Genomic DNA, 15643 nt, shown 5'->3' with positions numbered 1-15643 from the left:
AAGGAGACAACGTGCTGAAACATCTCGACCCGCTGCTGAACGCGGACGTGCTCCATGCGCTACGCGCGATGGGCCACGGCGACGAAGTCGTGATTTGCGACGCCAACTTTCCGGCCGATTCGGTGGCCCGTGCAACCGTGCTCGGTAAGCTCTTGCGCATCGACGGCGCCGATTCGGCGCAAGCGGTGCGCGCCGTGCTCTCGGTGCTGCCGCTCGATACCTTCGTTCAGGCGCCGGCGATGCGCATGGAAGTCGTCGGCGATCCGCACGCGATCCCCAACGTCCAACGCGAGGCGCAAGCCGAGGTCGACCACGCCGAGGGCCGCTCGGTACCGTTCGCCCCGATCGAACGACACGCGTTCTATGCGCGCGCCCGCAAGGCCTATTGCGTCATCGCAACGGGCGAAACGCGCGGCTACGGCTGCTTCGTGTTTGCGAAGGGCGTCATCCTTGCCCCCGACGCCCCGAGTGAAGTGCAGCGCGCGGAGCGCGGCAAATGAGCGGGCGCGTCGTCATCCTCGGCATCTACGTCACCGACCTCGCATTTCGGGCCGAGCGCATGCCCGTCATCGGCGAAACGATCGCGGGCTCCGCGTTCGCGATGGGGCCGGGCGGCAAGGGATCGAACCAGGCCGTGGCGGCGGCGCGCGCGGGCGCGCAGGTCGTGTTTTGCACGCGTCTAGGTGACGACGCCTTCGGGGCGATCGCGCGCGAAACGTGGCGGGCCGAAGGCATCGCCGCACGCGCGACGGTCGTCGATGGAATGGCGACGGGTGCGGCGCACATCTTCGTCGATGCGCAAACGGGTTCGAACGCGATCATCGTGGCGGCCGGCGCGGCGGGGACGCTTGGCGCGCAAGATGCCGAAGCGATCGAAGCGGATATCGCCGCGGCCCAGGTGTTCGTCACGCAGTTGGAGCAACCCGTGGCGGCGGCGCGCAGGGGGCTCGAAATCGCGCGCAAGCACGGCGTGCAAACGGTGCTCAATCCGGCGCCGGCCCTGCCGCTGCCCGACGACATCTTCCCGCTGTGCGACTACGTCACGCCGAACGAAACCGAGGCGACCGCGCTGACGGGCGTGGCGATCGCATCGGCCGACGACGCGCGCCGCGCCGCGAATATCCTCCTCGATAAAGGCGCGGGCGCGGTCATCGTCACGCTGGGCGAGACCGGTGCGCTGCTGCACTCGCGTACCCAGTCGGTGCTCGTGCCGGCATATCGCTGCGGGAGCGTCGTGGAGACAGCCGGCGCCGGCGACGGCTTCACCGGCGGATTCGCGGCTGCGCTCGCGCGCGGCGATGCACCGCTTGATGCCGTCCGTTTCGGCTGCGCGCTCGCCGGCATCTCGGTGACAAGAGCCGGCACGGCGCCGTCGATGCCAAGCTTGGCCGAAGTCAACGCCTTGCTCGGCGCGGGCTCGGCCGTCTCCGCATAGCGGCTCGCCCGGTAGGCTCCCGCGGATGTCGAGCATCGAGGAGCAGGTAGCACGCACTGAGCGTCAAGCATCGAGCATCACGCATCACGCATCGCGAAGAGGGCATCGTCCATGAAAGGCTCGTTCGAAATCGGCAAGTGGTTCGGCGACAGACAGTTGAACTTTCTGCTCAGCGTCAACGTGCTCGTCGTGATCGTGGCCGTGTGGCTATCGCACGGCCAATTCGTCGACATCGACAATCTCCAGTCGATGGGATCGCAACTGCCCGAAGTCGGCTTGCTCGCGCTCGGCATCATGTTGTCGATGCTTTCGGGCAACGGCGGCATCGATCTGTCGGGGGTGGGGCTCGCCAACCTGTCGGCGATGATCGCAGCCCTCCTCGTGCCGAAGTGGGTCAGCGGCGACGATTCGCCGGTGCTTTACACGACGCTCTTTTGCGTCGTCGTCGTGACGATGGGTTTGATCGGGGGCTTGATCAACGGTCTCGTCATCGCGCGGCTGCGGCTCACGCCGATTTTGAGCACGCTCGGCACGCAACTGGTATTCACGGGTTTCGCCGTGGCGTTAAGTAACGGCGCCTCCGTGCATGTCGACTATGTCGAGCCCCTTGCCGACATCGGCAACGGCGCATTTTTCCAAGTGCCGATTTCGTTTTGCATCTTTATCGCGGCGGTGGTCATTCTCGGCTGGCTTCTCAAGCGCACGCCGTTCGGGTTGCGGCTTTACTTGATGGGCACCAATCCGCGCGCGGCGTTCTACGCCGGCATCGGCTGCGAGCGCATGCTGATCGCCACCTACACGATGTGCGGTTTGCTCGCCTCGCTTGCCGGGCTCGTCAGCGTGTCGCATACGCTGAGCGCGAAATGGGACTACGGCAGTTCCTACCTTTTGATCGCCATCCTCATCGCCGTCATGGGCGGCGTGAATCCGGCGGGCGGGTACGGTCGCATCGTCTGCGTGTTTTTCGCCGCGACGGTCCTGCAATTGCTCTCGAGTCTATTCAATTTGCTCGGCGTTTCGCAGTTCTTCGGCGATTGCACGTGGGGCTTCTTGCTGCTCGTCTCGTTGGCATTTGCCGACGGCGATCACCTGCGCTCGATCGTGCGCTTCGGGCGCGCCGCGGCCGCGCCGGGCGCCAAGCGCGAGACGGGCGGGTGAGGAGCATCGCGAGTTAGATTCGGCAGTCGACGGACATCTGGCCTCGGGTATCCGTCAGCGCAAACAAGGGGCGTCGAGGAAAAAGGAAGGAGACAACGCAGATGAAGCTGAAACGAACGAGCCTCGCGCTCGCCGCTTGCGCGCTCGGCGCGGGCGTGATGTTCGCCGCGCACGCGGCGACGAACGAAACGATCGTCACGGTGGTGAAGGTGACGGGCATTAGCTGGTTCAATCGGATGGACGAGGGCGTGAAGCAGTTCGCGAAGGACAACCCCGGCGTCACGACCTATCAGACGGGACCGGGTCAGGCCGATGCCGCACAGCAGTTGCGCATCATCGAAGACCTGATCGCGAAGAAGGTCAGCGCGATCGCCGTGGTGCCCTACGATCCGCCGACGCTCGAACCCGCGCTGAAGAAGGCGATGGATCGCGGCATCAAGGTCGTGACGCACGAGGCCGACAACGAGAAGAACACGATGGTCGACGTCGAGGCGTTCGACAACAGCGCCTACGGCGCCGCGCTCAACGACCGCCTTGCAAGCTGCATGCACGACGAAGGCAAGTGGGCGACGTTCGTGGGCTCGCTCGGCAGCCGTTCGCAAGTGCAATGGGCCGACGGCGGCATCGACAACGCGAAGAAGAAGTTCCCGAAAATGCAGCTCGTCGAGACGAACATCGAGACGAACAACGACGGCGAGCGCGCGTATGAGCAAGCGAAGGAAGTGCTGCGCAAGCATCCCGACATCAAGGGCTTCCAAGGTTCGTCCTCGCTCGACGTGCTCGGCATCGGGCGCGCGGTGGAGGAAGCCGGTCTCGTCGGCAAGGTTTGCGTGTTCGGCACCGGGCTGCCGACCGAGGCGGGCAAGTACCTCGAAAGCGGTGCGATCAACGGCATCGCGTTCTGGGATCCGAAACTCGCCGGCTTGGCGATGAACAAGATCGCGAAGATGCTGCTCGACGGCAAGACGGTGCAGACGGGGATGAATCTCGGCTTGCCCGGCTACGAGAAAGTGACAGTGACGAAAGGCCCGGGCAAGGGTGTCATCGTGCGCGGACAAGGCTGGGTCAGCGTGGATAAGTCGAACTACAAGCAGTACAACTTCTGATGTTCCGAAGACGCGGGCGGCCTGCCGCTCGCGTCCTAGGGCGGATATCGATGCGAGCGGACGCAACGAGATGAACGACGAAGCGGTTTCGAATCCCTTGCTGCAAGTGATCGACGTACATAAGCGCTTTACCGGCGTCTACGCGCTGCGCGGCGTGACGTTGACGTTCGAGCGCGGCCAGATCTATCACCTGCTCGGCGAAAACGGCTGCGGCAAGAGTACGCTGATCAAGATCATTTCGGGCGCGCAGCCGCCCGACGAGGGCGAGCTGGTCGTGCAAGGCGAGCGCCATGCGCGGCTCACGCCGCTCGAGGCGCTGGCGGCCGGTATCGAGACCGTCTATCAGGATCTCTCGCTTCTGCCGAACATGAGCGTGGCGGAAAACGTCGCGCTCACGTCGGAGTTGGCCGAGCACGGCGGGCGGCTCGCGCGCACGTTCGATCGACGCGAAATGGCGCGGCGCGCCGCGCGTGCGCTGGAGTCGGTCGGCTTGCCGTTCGATAGCGAGTTCCAAACGACGATCGTCGAAACGCTGCCGTTGGCCACGCGGCAACTCGTGGCGATCGCGCGCGTGATCGCAAGCGAAGCGAAGTTCGTGATCATGGACGAGCCGACGACTTCGCTCACGCAAAAGGAAGTGGCCAATCTCATTGCGGTCCTGGCGAGCTTGCGTGCACAAGGCGTGACCGTGCTCTTCGTCAGCCACAAGCTCGACGAATGCTATGCGATCGGCGGTGAAGTGATCGTGCTGCGCGACGGCCGCAAGGTCGCGCAAGGGCCGATCGCCGAATATACGAAAGCCCAATTGAGCGAGTTGATGACGGGCCGAGAATTGGCGCACGCGCGTTACCGGTCGCAGGCACCCGAGGCCGCGGAGATCGTGCTGGCCGTGCGCGGGCTCGGTCGCGCTCGGCAGTTCCGAGACGTGTCGTTCTCGTTGCGCCGCGGCGAGATTCTGGGCGTAACCGGCTTGCTCGACTCGGGGCGCAACGAATTGGCAAGAGCGCTGGCCGGCGTCGCGCCGGCCGACGCGGGTTCGATCGCGCTCGACGGCATGCCGATCTCGCTGGCCACGCCCGCCGATGCGAAGCGGTATCGGATCGGCTATGTCCCCGAGGACCGCCTGAGCGAAGGGCTCTTTCTCGACAAGTCGATTCGCGACAACGTCGTTACGGCGATGATCTCGAGCTTGCGCGACCGCTTCGGCGGGTTGGATCGCAAGCGGGCCCGCTTGTTGGCGCAGCAAACGGTGACGGATCTTCAGATCGCGACGCCCGATATCGACAAGCCCGTGCAATCGCTCTCGGGCGGCAACCAGCAGCGCGTCCTGATCGGCCGGTGGCTGGCGATCGATCCGCGCGTGCTGATCCTGCACGGCCCGACGGTCGGTGTCGACGTGGGCTCGAAAGACATCATCTATCGCATCATGCAATCGCTGTCCGAGCGCGGCATCGGGATCGTGCTGATCAGCGACGACTTCCCCGAGTTGCTGCAAAACTGCGATCGGATCTTGATGATGAGCAAGGGGCGCGTCACCGGCGAATACGCGGCGCACGGCCTGACGGAAGCCGAACTCTATCGCGCGCTGCTCGCGCAGGCGGCTTGAATCGAAGGATGCGACACATATGAATCAGACGATGAGTTCAACCGATTCCGTCGATATCGCCGGCCGGCGTCGGCCCGCCGATTGGCGCACCAAGCTCGTGCGTCGCCCCGAATGGCTGCCCGGCGGCCTAATCGTAATCTCGTGCATTGTGGTCGCGGCGATCAATCCGCGTTTTCTTCAATGGGCGACGCTGTTCGATCTGCTCCATTCGGCGACGACGACGTCGCTGTTCGCGCTCGGGACGCTCGTGGTGCTCGCTTCGGGCGGCATCGACGTGTCGTTTACGGCGATCGCGGCGTTGACGATGTATTCGATCACGAAGGCCGTCTTCGCGTGGTGGCCCGATGCGCCGTTCGGGCTCATCTTGCTGACGGGGGCCGTGGGTGGCGTCGTGCTCGGGCTCGTCAACGGCTTGCTCGTGCATCGGCTCAAGGCGCCGTCGCTGATCGTCACGATCGGGACGCAATACCTTTATCGCGGTCTGTTGCTGACGTTCGTCGGCACGACGTTTTTCATGAACATCCCGCACAGCATGGATCGCTTCGGCCGCATTCCGCTGCTCGCGTATCGCACGGTCGACGGTCTCGATGCGGTCTTGCCCGTCTCGGTGCTCGCGTTGGCGGCGGCGGCCGTCGTAACCTGGTGGGTGCTCAATCGGACGATGATGGGACGCGCGGTCTATGCGATGGGGGGCAGTCTCACGATCGCGCAGCGGCTCGGGTACAACGTGCGCGCCGTGCACTTGTTCGTCTTCGGCTATACGGGGATGCTCGCGGGCATCGCCGGCATCTTGCACGTGTCGAACAATCGGCTCGCGAATCCGTTCGATCTCGTGGGGTCCGAACTCGACGTGATTGCCGCCGTGATCCTCGGCGGCGCACGTATCACCGGCGGCAGCGGTACCGTGCTGGGCACGCTGCTCGGCGTCGCACTCGTGACGCTTGTCGATAACACGTTGATTCTCGTCGGCGTGCCGAGCACCTGGCAGAAGGTCATCGTCGGCGCCTTCATTCTCGTCGCGGGCGTGCTGTTCGCCTTACGCCGGCGCGGCTGATTTCGAAGCGCCGCGCGCTTTACGCGCTGCGCTTACGCCGCTCTTGTCCCTTTTCGGTGATGACCGAGTCGAAGGCGTCGATCTGCGAGAATCGCACGGCTTTGACGACGCCGAACTTGCTCGAATCGGCGACGAGATGGCTTTCCACGGCATTCGCCATCGCCGCTTGCTTGATCGCCACCTCGTGGAAATTCCAGCACGTGACGCCGCGCGCGCTGTCGATCCCGCCGGCCGAGATGAAGGCCTTGTTGATCCCCATGCGCCTGAGCATCTCGAGGCTTTCGTCGCCCGTGAACGAATCGGACGAGGGCACATAAACGCCGCCGAGCAGAATCATCCGTACGTTGGGCATGCGGCGCAAAATCTCGGCAATATTGAGCGAGTAGCAGACGACGGTGATTTGGATGTCCGCCGGGATCAGGCGCGCGAGCGTCGTGAGCGTCGAACCGCAATCGATGAAGATCGTTTCGCTGTCGGCGATGAGCTCAGCCGCGTGCGCGGACGCTTGCGCCTTGGCGGGCGCGAAGTGATCCTCTTCCTGCTCGAGCGAATAGCCCGCCGCGTTCGGCACGTTGGCCGCACTGACGATGTAGCCGCCGAGATAGGTAAAGCGTTCGGGGTTGGCCGAGATATCGCGCCGGACCGTCATTTCCGACACGCCAAGCAAGGCAGCGGCATCGCGCAAGCGCATGACGCTTTGTTTGGCGAGCGCATCGGCGAGCGCGCGTAGGCGATCGGGTTTGAGCATCGATTCTGTGAAGAAGCGCTTGCTAAGCGTTGGAAGGGCCGCCTATCGAGTACCGCATATCGAGTACCTTATCGACCACGTTACGTTCTTAGCGGAAAGTTGATCGAATTATAACAAGCGTGGGCGAGGCCGCGCAAAGGGAACGAGAACGATCCCTTGCGCGGCGAATACCGGCCCGACGTTATCCCGCCGTGCCGGCCTCCAACTGTTCATGCACCGCTCGTGCGAGCCCAAGCAATACGTTGCGATCGATTCCGCCCGAGACCGCATAGCCGAAATCGCCGTCGACCCAGTAAAACACGTTCACGGGGCCGTCCCGATAGAGCTTGAAAGCGGTTGCATGCGTGCTCGGCTTGCGGCGCGCGATACATAAGGTGACGCGCTCGCCTTGCTGATCGCGATACATGAACAGCGCGGTCGGTCCTTCGGCGCCCGGTAACAAGCGGCCGCCCGTCAGCTCGAATCCGGCGCGGGACAGCAACGGCGGATGGATGTTCGTCCCCAGGCGGTCCGTCAGCCAGCGTACGAATTGACGCTCGTCTTGCTCGGCGGCGCCGGCCGCACGATCGACGGCGGGCATGTAGACGACGTGCGCGATGGCCGCTTGCTCTGCGAAGCCGGTTCCCGTCTGAGCGGTTACCGCGTGCGCGGCGTCGTTGCTCGCGAGCGCGAAGGTGCCGTCCGACAAGTGGCGCACCCCCGAATCGACCCCGACGCCGATGCCGATGCCGAGCACGAGCGTGGCGGCAAGCGCCATCCAGCGATACCGGTGCGGCATCGATCCGCGCGCCTTGCCGTGCAGCGAGGTTTGCAGACGCGCCGGGATCGGTTCGTCCAGCACGCGGTCGTAGCGCTCGTGAAGCAGCGCACCGAGCGAACGGTAGTGGCTTACGCGCTCGGCGAGATCAGGGTGCCGGGCAACGAGCGCGTCGATCTCGATACGCCGTGCGTCGGGCAATGCGCCGTCCACGTAGGCATGCAGTTCGGCATCGTCGATTGCATTCGTCTCGTCTTTCACTTCACCACCCGTAGCTTTTCGACGGGGCGTGCGCCCGTCATCAACGTTCTGAGCTTTTCGCGGCCGCGCGACAGTCGCGACATCACGGTGCCGATCGGCACGTCCAGCATCGATGCCACCTCGGCATAACTCATCTCCTCAAGCCCCACGAGCAGCACGACGGCGCGCTGCTCGTGCGGCAGCCGTTGCAACGCGGCATCGAGGTCCCTCACTTCCAGCGACCGCGTTTGAGACGCCGGCACTGCGAACTCGCGTTCGTCGAGATGTTCGTCGTCGACGCTCACATGCAAGGCGCGCACCGACGCCCGGCGCGCCTGATTGGCGAACAGGTTGTGCATGATCGTGAAGAGCCACGCGCGCAAATCGGTGCCGGGCGTAAATAGCGCGGCGCGGTCCAATGCGCGCTCGAGCGTGTCTTGGACGAGATCGTCGGCGAGTTCCCGATTGTGCAGCAGGGCTCTGGCATAGCGGCGTAGACGCGGGACGTGCGCCGCCAGTTCGTTTCGGATATCCATTCGTCTACCAAGCGCGTGCTTGCGCGGCGGCCGGGATGGCGCCGCGCCTCATCACCTTCTAGAGGCGAACACACGTAGCCCGAGTTTATTCCCGCCCCGGCGCGCGCACCGCGTCAACCGAGTCCTTGAGCCGGTGGGAATAAAGGCGGCGGGGTGGTGTTGGCCTTCATTCGTGCTGTTCCATTTTCGAAGGAGGCTCAAATGAACTGCCGTATGTCTCTCCGGCCGTGTGCGCTTGCGATCGGTATCGCCCTCTCCGCCACGAGCATGGCGCCCGCCCTCGCGTGGGCTCAAAACGTCGCTACCGGCGACGCAGAGGCGGCGTTTCTCGCCGAAAACGACGAGGCCATGACGACTATGATGACCGGCATGGAGGTCAAGCCGAGCGGCGACATCGATCGCGATTTCGTCGCGATGATGGTCCCGCATCACCAGGGCGCGATCGATATGGCGCAAGCCGAATTGCGTTATGGCCGCAATGAAACCCTGCGACGCATCGCGCAAGAGATCATCGTCGAGCAGCAACAGGAGATTGCGGCGATGCGCCTTGCGTTGGGCCAGCCGTTACCGCCGGGGGTGCCCGCCCCCGATCAATTGCAGCCGGAGCGGTAGCACGGGCAGCTAATCGGCGAAGCCGGTGCCGGGAGGAAATGAATCGTCCAAGTGCGTCAATGGCGCTGTCTGAATTGAACGTTTGGTCAATTACCTATTATTTATAGTAGGTCTATCTAATCGGCATACCATCGTCCACGATTGAAGTCACAATCAAGTCAAATTCGCAAAGTATTGAATTTTATGGCCTCGCATGAGTGCCTGACATGGCAATGCTAATAAGGTTGACTTCGAAAAAGCCGTATGCTACTTTGCCGTCTCGATAAGCTTTCAGTTCGCGAACATTTCAACTGTTGGCAGAGGGCGATTCATTATTGCAATGACCTGTTGAAGAACTCCCCGAGTCTGTCGGTCGGCGTTGAATTCGCCGTTCGGGCATGCCTTCCTGTTTTTCAATCCGGAAACAATGCAGACAGGATTCAGCGACCGAGGCGAGAGGTTTCTCGTTTGCTGGTACCGGTTCACGGATAAGAGACGATTCAAAAAATCAATAACCTGAGAGATACCAAAAGCAACTTGCCGAGCAATGTGACACTGATGTGATCGACAAGCGTGATTTCAACGGAGTGTCTGTGGGCGCCTGACGTCCCGCGGCAGCTTTTTCCTTTTCTTGCAAAAGCGCTTTCGTGAGGATGCGATCATAAAACGATCGGATCCGAAAATGTCTTGCGTGCAAGTCGCCAAAGAAAAAATGGCATCGTCTATGTGAGGCGCTCTATGAGTCGCGCTTGCGGAGTCGGTACGCCAGTCACAAATGAATAAGAGATGGAAGGAGGCGTGTATCGATGCGTATTCGTTTTCATCAAAGTAACCCGCGTTTTCCGAAAGTGCGCCGACGAATCGAGGCCGGCATTCAGACGACTGACATGCACCGGTGGGCGCAATGCCCGACGGCGGGTATGGCATCGCCTTTGGCCGGACGCGCGGGCAGCGCGGCGCGCATGTCCATTGAACCGAACACCGGGAAGAGAGGGGCCCAGTGACTCATTCGCTTGATTTATTTGCAGAACAAAAGCTCGCGGAGCTGAGCGCGTCGAACTTACGTCGCGCTCTGACGGAAACGGATCGAAGTGAAGGAATCTGGATCCGTCGCGGTGGACGCCGGCTGCTTTCGTTCTCGTGCAACGACTACCTCAATCTCACCCAGCATCCGGCGGTGAAGGAAGCGGCGATCGCCGCGATTCGCCGATATGGGGCCGGTGCCGGCGCATCGCGGCTCGTGACCGGCAATCACCCGCTGTTCGCCGAGGCCGAAGCGCGGCTTGCCGCTCTGATGGGCACGGAGACCGCCTGCATATTCGGCTCGGGTTACCTCGCGAACTCGGGCATCGTCCCGGCTCTCGTCGGCAAGGAGGACCTGATCCTCATCGACGAACTCGCGCACGGCTGCCTGTGGGCGGGCGCGCAGTTGTCGCGCGGCCGGACGATCGCGTTCCGGCATAACGATCTCGCTCACGTCGAGGCGCTGCTCAGCGAGCACCGGCACGCGCATGGCAAGGCGATCTTGCTGACCGACGGCGTGTTTTCCCAGGACGGCGACATCCCGCCGCTCGAGGAGATGGTCGCCCTTGGCGAACGCTTCGATACCTGGGTGTTGTCCGACGACGCGCACGGCATCGGCGTGGTGGGGCAAGGGCGCGGCGCAACGTTCGCAACCGGGCGCGACGCGCGCGTGCCCCTCAAGATGGGCACGCTGGGCAAAGCGGTGGGCAGCTACGGCGGCTACCTCGCTGCCTCGGCCCCGGTGATCGACTTGATCCGCAACCGCGCGCGCACCTATGGACTGACGACGGGCCAACCTCCGGCGACGGTCGCCGCGACCATCGCGTCGCTCGAGATCATCGCCACCGATCCTGGACTGGTCGGGCGGCCGCTCGCGAAAGCGAAGGCGTTCGCGGCGTTGCTTGGCATGCCCGAGCCGCAGACGCCGATCGTGCCGATCATCATCGGCGACGAGGAGGCCACGATGAGCGCATCGCGGATGCTTGCCGACGAAGGCTTCTTCGTGACGCCGATCCGTCCGCCTACGGTGCCGCGCGGTACGGCTCGCCTGCGTGTCCTGATCAGCGCGGGCCATCCCGACGAAGAGATCGAGCGCCTTGCGACGGTGATCCGGGAGCGCGTTCCGCGCGCGGGCGCCCCGGCCGGGGACTGATCGTCCGCAGTAATCCGTGCGGCGGGCGCGGCGCGCCCGTCGTTGCTACTTCCTGTCGGTTGCCTTGACGTCGCGTCGCGTGACCGATTTATGGAGAAGACATGAGGGAACATGGAGAGAAGGGGCGCGCGCTCGTCATCGGCGCCGGCGTGGCCGGCCTAACGACGGCGCTGTGCTTGCACAACCGCGGGATCCGCGTGACGGTCGTCGGCGAGAACTTCGCGCCAAACATCACGTCGGTCGTGGCCGGCGCGCTGTGGGAGTGGCCGCCCGCCGTCTGCGGCTACCACCACGACGAGGTTTCGCTGGAGCGCTCGAAGCACTGGTGCATGGTCTCGTTCCGCAAGTTCGAGACGCTCGCGGCAGATCCGGCGACCGGTGTCTATATCCGTCCGGTCAATTTCTATTTCCGCAACCGCATCGAGGAGCACGCGCTCCATCTCGAGAAGATGAACGAGATCCGCGAGAACGTGCCGGGCTTCCGGCGCGATCCGGCGCTCATCCGCGAGAACGGCGTGAATCCGGACATCGGACTCGTCGACGCGTATTGCCACCTCGCGCCGATGGTCGATACGGACGTCTATATGGCCTGGCTGCTCGGGCAGGTGATCGCAAAGGACATCCGGGTCGTCCAGCAGCGGATCGAAGGCGACTTGCAGGCGAACGAGGAGCGTTTGAAGGCGGAGTTTGGCGTCGATGCGATCGTCAACTGCGCAGGCCTTGGGGCGGGCGAGTTGAGCGGCGAGCCGATGTATCCGCTACGCGGCGCCGTGATCCGCCTCGTGAACGACGGCAGCAAGATGCCGCGCCTCGATCAGGCGCATTGCGTGTCCCACGACCACGTGACGGGCGTGGACGAGATCGTGTTCATCGTGCCGCGCGGCGAGGACCGTATCGTGCTCGGCGCGATCGCGGAAGCCGACGAATGGAACACGGACATCGGGCTCGACAATCACGAGCCGATCCGGCAGATGTACCGGCGGGGCATCGAGTTCATGCCCGCACTTGCGAACGTCGAGATCGATCCGGGCGAGCCGGTGCGAGCCGGGCTGCGGCCGTTCAGGCACGGCAACGTGCGGCTCGAAGCGGTACCGGGCACGCGCATCTTGCACAACTACGCGCACGGCGGGGCCGGTGTGACGTTGTCGTGGGGATGCGCGCTCGAGGCTGCGGAACAGGTGGAGTCCATGTTGTCGGCCGCAACGGCCGGCATCGAACAAGATGTCCGTCCGGGGCTCGACCATGCGCGCGATCGTATGTGAAGCCTACGATGGCACCGGGGCGCTAGCGCTGCGGGACGTGACGCCGGCGCCGCTCGCGGCGGGCGAGGCGCGCGTCGACGTGCATGCGTGCGGCATCAACTTCGCGGACACGCTGATCGTCGAAGGACGCTACCAGACCAAGCCCGCGCTGCCGTTCGTGCCCGGTTTCGAGATTGCGGGCACGGTCGTCGAAACGGCACCCGGCGTAACGTCGGTATCGGTCGGCGACCGGGTGATGGGCATCCTTGCGTGGGGCGGCTTCGCGGACGAGGTCGTGATGCCTGCCGCGAACCTGTTCAGGATACCGGCGTCGATGGATTTCACGACCGCCGCAGGTTTCGCGATCGCCTACGGTACGTCGTACGGCGCGCTCACCTGGCGCGCGAAGCTGCGCGAGGGCGAGACGCTGCTGGTGCACGGCGCGGGCAGCGGCACCGGTCTGACCGCTGTCGAAGTGGGTCGGGCGCTCGGTGCCACGGTGATCGCGGTGGCGAGCTCCGAGGAGAAACGGGAAGCCGCTCGCCGCAACGGCGCACACCACGTGATCGAAGCCGGCCGGGACGATTTTCGCGAGCAGGTGAAGGCGCTAACCGGCGGGAAGGGCGTGAACGTCGTGTACGACCCGGTCGGTGGGGCCGCGTTCGACGCCAGCCTGCGGGTGGTCGCGCCCGAGGCGCGCATCGTCGTCATCGGTTTCGCGAGCGGTGAGATCCCGCGCGTGCCGGCGAACCTCCTGTTGGTCAAGAACTGCGACGTGATGGGCTTCTACTGGGGGCACTACCGGGCGAGTCGGCCGGACTGGGTGCGCGAGGCGTTCGCCACGCTGTTCGGGTGGTTCGATGCCGGCAAGCTCGCACCGCACGTGTCGCGCGTCATGGAACTGTCGGAGGCGGCGGACGCTATCGAGCTGCTGCGCCAGCGCAAGGTGGCCGGAAAGGTGGTGCTTAGCACCGGGCGGAACTGACGGCCGCCCATTTTCAATTCAATCAACGGAATCGTTCAAATGAGTCATGACACTTCGTCGGACGGCGTTTGGACGTCCGCAGGCAAGCGGAGCGCCGGCTCGGTGTTCGTCGGCGACCGGCTGCCGACGACGCCTAACCCGACGCTCGAGCGCGATGAGCATCTGATCACGAGACTGGGTGCGCGCTGACCGAGCGTCCGCGTCGACCCGACACCATCCGAATTTCTTTAGAGGGGCCGTCATGCATGTCCTTGGCATTAGCGGGCTGGACCGCGCTATTTCGTTTCGCGAGCAGCATTACCCGGATATCCAGCGCCGTGAACTGCGCATCACGCAAGGGCTGGACGCCGCCGCGGCGCTCGTCGGCCCGAGCGGCATCGTCGGCGCGGCGGCGGAAGAGCGCTTCACGGGCCACAAGGGTATCGAGCGCTTTCCGGCCGGTGCGATCGACGCAGTGCTGGCCCAAGCCGGCCTGCGGCTCGATCAGGTCGATCGCATCGCGCACGGCTTCGCCTACGACGCGGTCGCCGCATCGCTCGCGCAGACGGGCGATGCGGACGCCGAGTTCGAGCAGGTCCAGTCGCGCGCCGCGCAACTGAGCGTGCTGCGAGAACGCTTAGGCGACGGGCCGTGGGACGAAAAGTTCGTGCAGGTGCCGCACCATCTCGCGCACGCGGCCAGCGCCTACTACCCGAGCGGTATGGACGACGCGCTGGTGTTCGTCTCCGACGGGATGGGCGAGACGGAGAGCGCATCGATCTGGACCGGCCGCAACGGCCGCCTCACGCAGGTCGCGAGCGTGTCGCACCGGCATTCGCTCGGCGTGCTGTACGGGCTGTTCACGCTGCACCTCGGGTTTCGCTTCAACTCGGGCGAGTACAAGGTGATGGGACTGGCGCCGTATGGCGACCCGCGCCCGTACTTTGCGCAGGTGAGCGAGCTCGTGCGGCTACAGGACGACGGCTTCTACACGATACCGATTCTGCAACTGAACGAGACGCCGCTCGAGATGGCGACCTATCGCGCGTCGTCGCGGGTCATCGAGGAGCTGTTCGGCAAGCCGCGCCTGCCGGACGAGCCGATCACCCAGGCCCATATGGATCTCGCGGCCGCGTTACAGGCCGTGCTGCAAAACACGACGCTGCACACGCTGCGGACCTTCAAGGCGAGCACCGGCGCGCGCCACCTGTGCATGGCGGGCGGCGTCGCGCTCAACTGTACGGCGAACGGCGTCGTGCTGCGCAGCCGGCTGTTCAAGCGCACCTTCGTGCAGCCTGCTTCGGGCGATGACGGCACGGCGCTCGGCGCGGCGCTCTACGTGCAGAGCGAGCATGACGCGGATGCGGTGATGCAGCCGATGAGCATGCCGTTCTGGGGCACGCACGAGGACGACGGCGCGATCCGCGCGGCGCTCGACAAGCCGTGGCTCGAGGTGCGCCGCTTCGACGACTCGGCCGAGCTGGCGCGCGTGACGGCGGACCTGCTGGCGCGCGAGCAGATCGTCGGCTGGTTTCAAGGCGCGATGGAGTTCGGCCCGCGCGCGCTCGGCAACCGCAGCATCCTCGCCGATCCGCGTTCTGCGTCGATGCGTGCGCGCGTCAACGCATTGGTGAAAAAGCGCGAGGACTTCCGGCCGTTCGCGCCGGCCGTGCTGGCGCACCGCGCGCCGGAGTTCTTCGACGTCAAGGCGGGCGAAGTGGAGACCTTCGCGCACATGTTGTACGTGACGGGCGTGAAGGCCGCGCACCGCGACGCGTTGCCGGCCGTTACGCACTGCGACGGCTCTGCGCGTGTGCAGACGGTATTTGCCGACCGCAATCCGCGCTTTTATCAGTTACTCGAAGCCTTCGAGCATGCGGCGGGCATTCCGATCCTACTGAATACCTCCTTCAACGTGCGCGGCCAGCCGATCGTTCGGACCGCGCAAGAGGCCGTCGAGACGTTCCGCGAGGCGCGCCTCGACGCGCTGGTGATCGGGAATTACCTGGCAACGCTTACGGCTTGAAGACA

General features: G+C 64.5%; 15 protein-coding genes. 12 read left to right on the top strand and 3 right to left on the bottom strand.

Features of this window, described 5'->3' with window-relative positions; genetic code table 11:
• The first annotated feature begins 11 nt into the window (after nt 1–11).
• From AB1286_RS08810 to AB1286_RS08785, 6 genes are all read left to right on the top strand, one after another.
• Complete coding sequence (locus tag AB1286_RS08810) at nt 12–500, top strand: RbsD/FucU family protein (protein WP_430362912.1); 489 nt, start codon at nt 12–14, stop codon at nt 498–500.
• Nucleotides 497–1435, top strand: coding sequence for a ribokinase (gene rbsK / locus AB1286_RS08805; RefSeq protein WP_430362911.1), 939 nt, complete (start codon nt 497–499; stop codon nt 1433–1435). Before AB1286_RS08810 ends, rbsK begins: the two co-directional genes overlap by 4 nt.
• A gap of 111 nt (nt 1436–1546) precedes the next feature.
• Nucleotides 1547–2593 (top strand): ABC transporter permease, encoded by a 1047-nt coding sequence (locus AB1286_RS08800; RefSeq protein WP_430362910.1) that lies wholly within the window; start codon nt 1547–1549, stop codon nt 2591–2593.
• Nucleotides 2594–2694: 101 nt separating this feature from the next.
• On the top strand, nt 2695–3699 hold the full coding sequence (locus tag AB1286_RS08795; protein ID WP_430362909.1) for an autoinducer 2 ABC transporter substrate-binding protein: 1005 nt from the start codon (nt 2695–2697) through the stop codon (nt 3697–3699).
• 70 nt (nt 3700–3769) lie between these two features.
• Nucleotides 3770–5305: a sugar ABC transporter ATP-binding protein gene (locus AB1286_RS08790; RefSeq protein WP_430362908.1), complete on the top strand. Its 1536-nt coding sequence runs from the start codon at nt 3770–3772 to the stop codon at nt 5303–5305.
• 31 nt (nt 5306–5336) lie between these two features.
• Nucleotides 5337–6359, top strand: a complete 1023-nt coding sequence (locus AB1286_RS08785; protein WP_430365018.1) for an ABC transporter permease — start codon at nt 5337–5339, stop codon at nt 6357–6359.
• 19 nt (nt 6360–6378) lie between these two features.
• On the opposite strand, the gene AB1286_RS08780 is transcribed toward AB1286_RS08785, so the two are convergent.
• The 3 genes from AB1286_RS08780 to AB1286_RS08770 all read right to left on the bottom strand — a co-directional run bounded on the left by AB1286_RS08780 (nt 6379) and on the right by AB1286_RS08770 (nt 8640).
• Nucleotides 6379–7107 (bottom strand): DeoR/GlpR family DNA-binding transcription regulator, encoded by a 729-nt coding sequence (locus tag AB1286_RS08780; protein ID WP_430362907.1) that lies wholly within the window; start codon nt 7105–7107, stop codon nt 6379–6381.
• Between the two features lie 181 nt (nt 7108–7288).
• On the bottom strand, nt 7289–8125 hold the full coding sequence (locus AB1286_RS08775) for an anti-sigma factor family protein (protein WP_430362906.1): 837 nt from the start codon (nt 8123–8125) through the stop codon (nt 7289–7291).
• The gene (locus AB1286_RS08770) at nt 8122–8640 is read right to left on the bottom strand and encodes a sigma-70 family RNA polymerase sigma factor (RefSeq protein WP_430362905.1); all 519 of its coding nucleotides are present in this window, start codon (nt 8638–8640) and stop codon (nt 8122–8124) included. The genes AB1286_RS08775 and AB1286_RS08770 overlap by 4 nt, the downstream gene beginning before the upstream one ends.
• Nucleotides 8641–8853: 213 nt before the next feature.
• Here AB1286_RS08770 and AB1286_RS08765 point away from each other — a divergent pair, with 213 nt between their 5' ends.
• The 6 genes from AB1286_RS08765 to AB1286_RS08740 all read left to right on the top strand — a co-directional run bounded on the left by AB1286_RS08765 (nt 8854) and on the right by AB1286_RS08740 (nt 15638).
• The gene (locus AB1286_RS08765; RefSeq protein WP_430362904.1) at nt 8854–9252 is read left to right on the top strand and encodes a DUF305 domain-containing protein; all 399 of its coding nucleotides are present in this window, start codon (nt 8854–8856) and stop codon (nt 9250–9252) included.
• Between the two features lie 979 nt (nt 9253–10231).
• Nucleotides 10232–11407 carry an aminotransferase class I/II-fold pyridoxal phosphate-dependent enzyme gene (locus AB1286_RS08760; RefSeq protein WP_430362903.1) on the top strand — a complete coding sequence of 392 codons (1176 nt, stop codon included), beginning with the start codon at nt 10232–10234 and terminating at the stop codon, nt 11405–11407.
• A gap of 101 nt (nt 11408–11508) precedes the next feature.
• Nucleotides 11509–12669, top strand: a complete 1161-nt coding sequence (locus tag AB1286_RS08755; RefSeq protein WP_430362902.1) for an FAD-dependent oxidoreductase — start codon at nt 11509–11511, stop codon at nt 12667–12669.
• Nucleotides 12650–13633, top strand: a complete 984-nt coding sequence (locus AB1286_RS08750) for an NADPH:quinone oxidoreductase family protein (RefSeq protein WP_430362901.1) — start codon at nt 12650–12652, stop codon at nt 13631–13633. Before AB1286_RS08755 ends, AB1286_RS08750 begins: the two co-directional genes overlap by 20 nt.
• A gap of 39 nt (nt 13634–13672) precedes the next feature.
• Nucleotides 13673–13822, top strand: a complete 150-nt coding sequence (locus AB1286_RS08745; RefSeq protein WP_430362900.1) for a hypothetical protein — start codon at nt 13673–13675, stop codon at nt 13820–13822.
• Between the two features lie 52 nt (nt 13823–13874).
• The gene (locus tag AB1286_RS08740) at nt 13875–15638 is read left to right on the top strand and encodes a carbamoyltransferase family protein (protein ID WP_430362899.1); all 1764 of its coding nucleotides are present in this window, start codon (nt 13875–13877) and stop codon (nt 15636–15638) included.
• Nucleotides 15639–15643 lie beyond the last annotated feature (5 nt).

The sequence above is a fragment of the Trinickia sp. NRRL B-1857 genome (assembly GCF_050470685.1).
In the GTDB taxonomy this organism is placed as follows: Bacteria; Pseudomonadota; Gammaproteobacteria; order Burkholderiales; family Burkholderiaceae; genus Trinickia.
Note: the sequence above shows the minus strand (reverse complement) of the source record. Positions and strands in the feature narration are given on the sequence as shown.

Bases quoted from the DNA above. Each gene is read 5' to 3' on its own strand.
- AB1286_RS08785 (WP_430365018.1), top strand. From the start codon at position 5,337: ATGAGTTCAACCGATTCCGTCGATATCGCCGGCCGGCGTCGGCCCGCC.
- rbsK (WP_430362911.1), top strand. From the start codon at position 497: ATGAGCGGGCGCGTCGTCATCCTCGGCATCTACGTCACCGACCTCGCA.
- AB1286_RS08780 (WP_430362907.1), bottom strand. From the start codon at position 7,107: ATGCTCAAACCCGATCGCCTACGCGCGCTCGCCGATGCGCTCGCCAAA.
- AB1286_RS08750 (WP_430362901.1), top strand. From the start codon at position 12,650: ATGCGCGCGATCGTATGTGAAGCCTACGATGGCACCGGGGCGCTAGCG.
- AB1286_RS08795 (WP_430362909.1), top strand. From the start codon at position 2,695: ATGAAGCTGAAACGAACGAGCCTCGCGCTCGCCGCTTGCGCGCTCGGC.
- AB1286_RS08790 (WP_430362908.1), top strand. From the start codon at position 3,770: ATGAACGACGAAGCGGTTTCGAATCCCTTGCTGCAAGTGATCGACGTA.
- AB1286_RS08745 (WP_430362900.1), top strand. From the start codon at position 13,673: ATGAGTCATGACACTTCGTCGGACGGCGTTTGGACGTCCGCAGGCAAG.
- AB1286_RS08765 (WP_430362904.1), top strand. From the start codon at position 8,854: ATGTCTCTCCGGCCGTGTGCGCTTGCGATCGGTATCGCCCTCTCCGCC.
- AB1286_RS08800 (WP_430362910.1), top strand. From the start codon at position 1,547: ATGAAAGGCTCGTTCGAAATCGGCAAGTGGTTCGGCGACAGACAGTTG.
- AB1286_RS08770 (WP_430362905.1), bottom strand. From the start codon at position 8,640: ATGGATATCCGAAACGAACTGGCGGCGCACGTCCCGCGTCTACGCCGC.
- AB1286_RS08740 (WP_430362899.1), top strand. From the start codon at position 13,875: ATGCATGTCCTTGGCATTAGCGGGCTGGACCGCGCTATTTCGTTTCGC.
- AB1286_RS08755 (WP_430362902.1), top strand. From the start codon at position 11,509: ATGAGGGAACATGGAGAGAAGGGGCGCGCGCTCGTCATCGGCGCCGGC.